The 7,149-nt window shown below is 47.8% G+C and carries 6 protein-coding genes; 4 read left to right on the forward strand and 2 right to left on the reverse strand.

What is annotated here, in order from left to right:
- Positions 1 to 142 precede the first annotated feature (142 nt).
- Positions 143 to 1,129, reverse strand: a complete 987-nt coding sequence (gene ebgR / locus CAG69_RS21540; RefSeq protein ID WP_005494135.1) for a transcriptional regulator EbgR — start codon at positions 1,127 to 1,129, stop codon at positions 143 to 145.
- 380 nt (positions 1,130 to 1,509) lie between these two features.
- On the opposite strand from ebgR, the gene galE reads away from it, so the two are divergent.
- The 4 genes from galE to galM all read left to right on the forward strand — a co-directional run bounded on the left by galE (position 1,510) and on the right by galM (position 6,010).
- Complete coding sequence (gene galE / locus CAG69_RS21545; protein ID WP_161446165.1) at positions 1,510 to 2,529, forward strand: UDP-glucose 4-epimerase GalE; 1,020 nt, start codon at positions 1,510 to 1,512, stop codon at positions 2,527 to 2,529.
- A gap of 84 nt (positions 2,530 to 2,613) precedes the next feature.
- Positions 2,614 to 3,666 (forward strand): UDP-glucose--hexose-1-phosphate uridylyltransferase, encoded by a 1,053-nt coding sequence (locus tag CAG69_RS21550; RefSeq protein ID WP_025499783.1) that lies wholly within the window; start codon positions 2,614 to 2,616, stop codon positions 3,664 to 3,666.
- Between the two features lie 109 nt (positions 3,667 to 3,775).
- On the forward strand, positions 3,776 to 4,936 hold the full coding sequence (gene galK / locus CAG69_RS21555; RefSeq protein WP_161446161.1) for a galactokinase: 1,161 nt from the start codon (positions 3,776 to 3,778) through the stop codon (positions 4,934 to 4,936).
- Positions 4,937 to 4,945: 9 nt separating this feature from the next.
- The gene (gene galM, locus CAG69_RS21560) at positions 4,946 to 6,010 is read left to right on the forward strand and encodes a galactose-1-epimerase (RefSeq protein ID WP_161446163.1); all 1,065 of its coding nucleotides are present in this window, start codon (positions 4,946 to 4,948) and stop codon (positions 6,008 to 6,010) included.
- A 73-nt stretch (positions 6,011 to 6,083) separates the two neighbouring features.
- Here galM and CAG69_RS21565 read toward each other — a convergent pair whose 3' ends face one another.
- Positions 6,084 to 7,109 (reverse strand): LacI family DNA-binding transcriptional regulator, encoded by a 1,026-nt coding sequence (locus CAG69_RS21565; RefSeq protein WP_006742407.1) that lies wholly within the window; start codon positions 7,107 to 7,109, stop codon positions 6,084 to 6,086.
- Positions 7,110 to 7,149 lie beyond the last annotated feature (40 nt).

The raw sequence follows: 7,149 nt of genomic DNA on the forward strand, positions 1-7,149 counted from the left end.
GAGCAAGATGTGATCAGAGTAAAGGAATGCGTTCTAGATTGTTTTGGAAAGTAAAAACAGTAAAAATTCGGTAGAAAATAAAAGAAGAAATAATAAAGCACTGAAAATTCAGTGCTTTATTTGAGCAGTTTTGAGGGTGTTTTTATCGAGTTGTGCCGCGTAGCTTGAGCTTGCTTGGAACGTACACTTGAAGGGGCAGTGCGCGTCCGTCACGGTATTTTTCTACTAACAAGTTCACGCCTTGAATCCCCATCATTTCAGAATGAATACGAACGGTAGATAGAGGAGGGAAGGTAAAGCGCGCGGTAGGAATGTCGTTCACGCTGATCAGCGCAATATCATCAGGAATGTTTAAACCAAACTCATGCACTGCTCGTAACACACCGATCGCAATGGAGTCCGAAGCAATGAACATCGCTTTTGGGAAATCGCCTTTGGCCAGCATCTCTTTCGCTAAGTCATAACCGGACAAGCTAGAGAAATCGCCACGATAAATGTCGTCTTCAGAAACCACACCTTTTAGACTGCCGTAGTCCACAAACGCATTTTCACGAATGTCTGCGGTGTTGGGCTCGTCTTGTCCACCAATAAATCCGATGCGCTCGTAGCCTTGTTGTACAAAGAAATCAACCACTTGCTTGCTGATTCTTACAAGATCGATATCAACGCAATCGTAAGGACTAGTTGGATCTGAAAAGTCGATGTAACAGATGCTATCGGCTAGGCGTTTAGGTAACTTATTGACCACCTTTTGGTCGACTTTTCCGACTAAAAGGACACCCGTGATCTTTTGCGTTTCAACATCAATTTCGCTGTTGTAGCAATTGGTTAGCGTAATGCCGAGTTTGTCGCACTGAGTTTCAATCCCATGACGAATCGACAAGTAGTACGGGTCGTTCACTTCTGCTTCTTGTTTGTAATTGTACAAGGCCAAAAAGTGATGTTTTTGCTTGGCTTCTTTGGTGGCTTTCTTCGAGCTGCTGGTGCGGTACTCCAGCTTTTCTGCGATTTCTAAAATGCGGCGTTTGGTTTCTTCTTTAACGCTCAACGTCGGATCGTCATTCAAAACTCGCGATACGGTTGCAAGTGAGACGCCCGCTTCAGTGGCGATATCTTTTAGTGTTGCCATGTACATTTCCCGTTGGCATTGCTCACAGTCCAAGTGAGAACTCAATAATCTGGCTATTGTAAACAGCTACTTAGGGATGCACAAACTTTTAGTAAAATCGTGCGATCCACGAAAGAGAGCGGTATCTGCTCGACTCATCTTCACTGCTCATCATCCTCCTGGTTTAATTTAACTAAAGTCAGCATCTAAAATAAGGCTTTTGTGTAATTTTGTGGAAACGTTTACACAATTTGAATTCGATCACGGATCTGGATCGAGATTGGTTGCTAGACTTTTAGCCAGTTAAGAAATGGGCGTACCGATTCGATGCAATGGCGATTGGCTTTTAGCGCATCAGAGTGAGGTGTGAACAGAAAGCAGCAAACGTGGAGAAGCAAAAAGTGAAAGTTCTTGTCACAGGCGGTATGGGATACATCGGTAGTCACACTTGCGTTCAGATGATTGAAGCGGGAATGGAACCTATCATCGTTGATAACTTGTGTAACGCCAAACTGGAAGTGTTAAACCGTATTGAAGCGCTGACTGGCAAACAGCCTGCGTTCCACCAAGGTGACATCCGTGACGAAGCCTTTTTGGATACGGTATTCGCGCAGCACGAAATCCAAGCCGTGATCCACTTTGCTGGCCTCAAAGCGGTTGGCGAATCGGTGGCAAAACCACTTGAGTACTACGACAACAACGTCAATGGCTCATTGGTGTTAGCGCGCAGTATGCGTAAAGCGGGCGTGAAAAGCATCGTATTCAGTTCATCGGCAACGGTTTACGGTGACCCTGAAATAGTGCCGATTACGGAAGACTCACCAACAGGCGCAACCACCAATCCATACGGACGCAGCAAATATATGGTGGAGCAGTGCTTAAGCGATCTGTTCCATGCTGAAAACGACTGGAGCATCACCTTACTGCGTTACTTCAACCCAGTTGGCGCACACCCATCGGGCTGCATGGGGGAAGACCCACAAGGCATTCCCAATAACCTGATGCCATTTATCGCCCAAGTCGCTGTTGGCCGCCGAGAAAAACTCGCGGTATTCGGTAGCGATTACCCAACACCTGATGGCACTGGCGTGCGCGATTACATCCATGTGATGGATCTGGCCGATGGCCATATTGCGGCTTTGAAAACGGTGGGTGAGAAATCGGGTTTGCACATTTACAACTTAGGTACAGGTAAAGGATCGAGCGTACTTGAGATGGTGGATGCGTTCGCGACCGCTTGCGGTAAACCAGTGCCTTACGAGTTATGCCCGCGTCGTCCTGGGGATATTGCTGAATGTTGGGCAAGCACGGAAAAAGCAGAGCGTGAACTAGGTTGGAAAGCAACACGCACGGTGGCTGAAATGACCGCCGATACGTGGAACTGGCAGTCAAAAAATCCCAATGGCTATTCCCCTGCGTAGTTTACGTCGCCGCATTATTGTCTGCACTTTCCAATTCCATTGAGAAATGCAGATGAAAGAATTCTTAAAAGTTGAGTAAGTAACATGTCGAATGTCGAATTTAACCCAGTGGATCATCCACACCGCCGTTACAACCCTCTGACTGGGCAATGGATTTTGGTTTCACCTCACCGTGCAAAACGCCCTTGGAGCGGCGCAGATGAAAAGCCCGCATTGGATGAGCTACCAAGCTATGACGGTAAATGTTTCCTTTGTCCAACCAACGAACGTATCTCTGGCGATGTTAATCCAGATTACCAAGGCACCTATGTGTTCAATAACGATTTTGCTGCGCTGATGGTGGATTCACCAGATGCACCGGAGTCAAACAACCCGCTATTCAAAACGCAAGGCGTGCGTGGTTTGAGCCGAGTGATTTGCTTCTCGCCAGATCACAGCAAAACCTTACCGGAGCTGCCTGTGGATAATATTCGTGGCGTGATTGATACATGGAATGAGCAAATTGAAGAGCTCGGCAAAGAGTACGTTTGGGTTCAGGCGTTCGAAAACAAAGGCGAAACCATGGGCTGTTCTCAGCCGCATCCACACGGTCAAATCTGGGCGAACAGCTTCTTACCAAATGAAATCGAGCGCAAAGAGCACAACCTAAAAGCGTACTACCAAGAGCACGGCAGCAACTTGCTGGTGGATTACGTGCAAGCGGAACTCAAAGACGGCTCACGCATCGTGGTGGAAACTGAACACTGGCTGGCGGTGGTACCTTACTGGGCTGCTTGGCCGTTCGAAACCATGTTGTTGCCGAAAACGCACATTCGTCGCATGAGCGAACTCAGCGATGAGCAACGAGACGATTTAGCGCTAGCGATCAAGAAGCTGACCAGCCGTTACGACAATTTATTCCAATGCTCTTTCCCTTACTCAATGGGCTGGCACTACGCGCCGTTTTTTGACCAAGGCACAGACATCGACCATTGGCAGCTTCATGCACTTTTTTATCCGCCACTACTGCGCAGTGCCACGGTTCGTAAGTTCATGGTGGGCTACGAAATGCTGGCAGAAAGCCAACGTGACCTCACCGCAGAGCAAGCGGCGCAGCGTCTGCGTGATGTGAGTGATGTCCACTACAAAGAATGCTAAGTCTTTAAATTGGACTGATTACGAATAACGGGATAGCGCGACTTTACAGATAGAAAGTTAGGCTCAACGCGCTATCCCACACAAATTACTATTTTAAGAGAACGTCCCTATGTCTGAACTTATCCAAAATGTGAAAGCGTCATTTGAGCAAGTGTTGGGCTACGCACCTAGCCATATTATCCAAGCGCCTGGTCGTGTGAACTTGATTGGTGAGCACACCGATTACAACGATGGTTTTGTCCTACCGTGTGCCATTAACTACCAAACGGTCGTGGCGGCGGCAAAGCGTGAAGACAATATCGTGCGTGTGGTGTCGGTCGATTACGGTAACGTAGTGGACGAATTCGATATCACGCAAGCCATTACTTTCCAGCAAGATAAAATGTGGGCGAACTACATTCGCGGCGTGGTGAAGTGTCTTCTGGCGCGTGGCTACCAGTTTACTGGGGCGGATATTTCAGTCAGCGGCAACGTACCTCAAGGCGCGGGTTTGAGCTCATCGGCGGCATTGGAAGTGGTGATCGGTCAAACGTTTAAAGTGCTGTTTAACCTTGAAATCAGCCAAGCCGAAATCGCCTTAAACGGTCAGCAAGCAGAGAATGAATTCGTCGGTTGCAACTGCGGCATCATGGATCAAATGATTTCAGCGGAAGGGCGTGAAAATCATGCGATGCTATTAGATTGCCGTAGCCTTGAAACTGAAGCAGTCTCAATGCCAGAAGAGATGGCAGTCGTGATCATCAACTCGAATAAAAAACGTGGTTTGGTCGACAGTGAATACAACACTCGTCGTCAGCAATGTGAAGAAGCGGCGCGTATTTTCGGTGTGAAAGCTTTGCGTGATGTGACGATTGAGCAGTTCAACGAGAAAGTCGCTGAGCTGGATGAAATGGTGGCAAAACGTGCTCGTCACGTCATCACAGAAAATGATCGTACTGTGGAAGCGGCACAAGCGCTACGAGCACTCGATATGAAGCGCTTGGGCGAGCTGATGGCCGAGTCTCATGCCTCGATGCGCGATGATTTCGAAATCACGGTAAAAGAAATCGATACGCTGGTGGATATAGTCAAAGAGGTGATCGGCGATCAAGGCGGCGTGCGCATGACTGGCGGTGGCTTTGGTGGTTGCATCGTGGCACTTGTACCGCCAGCACTGGTTGATGATGTGAAAGCGGTAGTTGAAGCGAAGTACCAAGCGGCTACGGGCTTAAAAGAGTCGATTTATGTTTGCCAAGCCAAAAATGGTGCGGGTTTGGTTGAAGTGCTGTAAGGAATGATGATGAAAGCCTATTTTCAACAACTAGAACAAGCGATGGCGCAAACGCCGTCGTTTGATGACCAAACTGCGAATCTGATTCATTTGACCAACGCGAATGGTATGACGGCGTCGTTTATGGATATCGGTGCGACATGGTTGAGTTGCACATTACCGGTAAATGGTGAAAACCGTGAAGTGTTGTTGCGCTCACCAAATATGGCTGAACACATGAAGCAAGACGCTTACTTCGGTTCCATTGTTGGCCGCTTTGCTAACCGAATTGCGAAAGGGCAGTTTGAGATAGACGGAGAGAAGTATCAACTTGGTATCAATAACGGTGAAAACTCACTGCACGGTGGGCTGGAAGGGTTTGATAAACGCCGCTGGAAGGTTGAAGAGCAAAATGATCAACAGGTCACTTTTTCACTTCGCTCTCCGGACGGTGACCAAGGTTATCCGGGAAACCTCGATGTGAAGGTTACGTACACGCTCACTGACGAGAATGAATTAGCTATCGCCTATGATGCTAAGACCGACAAAACATCACCAGTGAATTTAACCAATCACGCCTACTTTAACTTGGCTGGAGAGGCGAGCCGCGCGAAAAGTTTGGATCATACTTTACAGCTTAACGCTGGGTATTATTTGCCAACAGATGCAGGGTTAATTCCTACTGGTGAACAAAAGCGAGTTTCGGGTACCAGTTTCGACTTCACCGAGCCAAAATCGATTGGCCAAGAATTTCTTGCCGAGCAAGATCAGAAAACTGCTGGTGGCTACGATCACGCCTTTGTATTCACGGCTGAAGTGACCGATGGCGTGTCTGTCACTGCGGTTTTAATTGCACCAAAAGAAGATGTGGTGATGAAAGTGAAAACCACCAAGCCTGCCATCCAGTTTTATTCAGGTAATTTCTTAGCCGGTACGCCAGGTGCAAGTAAAACTTACGAACGCTATGACGGCCTAGCATTGGAAACGCAGTACTTTCCAGACGGGCCAAACAAACCAGAATGGGGACTCAACAATGGGGTGTTGAGCTCTGGGGATTGCTATCAGCATCAAACTACTTATCAGTTTGAATTTTAGATAGCACTTCTACCCTTTGAACTTGCAGCGGCAGCGATGCTGCAACTCCAACGACTTTGGGTGTTATGGTGGGCTACATGCCCACCTTTTTTGTTTTTGTCGAAGAGGTTCGAACGATGAGCTCACCCTCTACTTTGCGTTTGTTAGAAAGCAACGGTTGCCCTTCAATCAGTGCCATCAACGATTCGATTGCGAGTTTACCCATGTCTGAGTAGGGCAGTTCAACCGACGTTAATGCTGGAAAGCTTTCAGAGGCGATTTGCTGATTATCGTAACCGACAACGGCAACATCCTGAGGAATCTTCAACCCCAACTCCGCTATCGCTTGGTAGCACCCCATTGCCATATAGTCGCTGCCACAGAAAATCGCTTCCGGCGGCTGCTCCATATTCAGTAGTGCCAGTGTTTGCTGGTGCGCTTCTTTTAGCGACCAGTTTGCATCGACTAAATACTCTGAGTTAGGAATGATGTCTGCATCAATGAGAGCCTGACGATAACCATCGGCACGTTGCTTACTGGCTAGCATCCAACTTTCACCAGACAGCATGGCAATGCGACGATAACCTTGCGCTGTGAGGTGTGAAACTGCTTTGTAAGCTCCAATCATATCGGCCGGCAAAATACTTGGCGTTTCGGTGTGTTCTTCGTTGGTGCAGTTCAGCAGCACAGTCGGTAAGGAAGTTGTGACGCGTTGCTGCTCCAACTCTCGCGTCATACTGGATGCGTAAACCAAACCTGCGTAATCACCGCCGTTGATCTCCGACTCAATCTTGCTTGCCAACACTTCATCATGGCTGTAATTGAAGGTCACCAATATGTAGTCGTTCGACCACGCTTCTTCTCTCGCTGCATTGATGGCATCGATAAATGGGTCATAACTGGTTAAGCCGTTGATCACCAATGCGATCTTTTTAGGGCGTCCCAAAGCATGGGCAACCTTTTTGTTTTTGTAGCCAAGTGATTCTGCGGTTTCGAGCACTTTACGTTTGGTCGCTTCCGCGATTTTTACGGAAGTTGAGCCATTCAATACCAGCGATACGGTCGACTGAGAGACGCCAGCCGCCGCCGCAATGTCACTCATGGTGATTTTTTTAGCCATTCTGCTCTTTTACGTAATTTCGTTAGCTAAAGATATTAGC

Origin of the sequence: Vibrio sp. V43_P6S15P86, from assembly GCF_009904725.1 — a bacterium.
Classification (GTDB): Bacteria; Pseudomonadota; Gammaproteobacteria; order Enterobacterales; family Vibrionaceae; genus Vibrio; species Vibrio diabolicus.

Excerpts from the sequence above, each read along its gene's own strand:
- CAG69_RS21550 (WP_025499783.1), top strand. The coding sequence starts at position 2,614 with ATGTCGAATGTCGAATTTAACCCAGTGGATCATCCACACCGCCGTTAC.
- galM (WP_161446163.1), top strand. The coding sequence starts at position 4,946 with ATGAAAGCCTATTTTCAACAACTAGAACAAGCGATGGCGCAAACGCCG.
- ebgR (WP_005494135.1), bottom strand. The coding sequence starts at position 1,129 with ATGGCAACACTAAAAGATATCGCCACTGAAGCGGGCGTCTCACTTGCA.
- galK (WP_161446161.1), top strand. The coding sequence starts at position 3,776 with ATGTCTGAACTTATCCAAAATGTGAAAGCGTCATTTGAGCAAGTGTTG.
- CAG69_RS21565 (WP_006742407.1), bottom strand. The coding sequence starts at position 7,109 with ATGGCTAAAAAAATCACCATGAGTGACATTGCGGCGGCGGCTGGCGTC.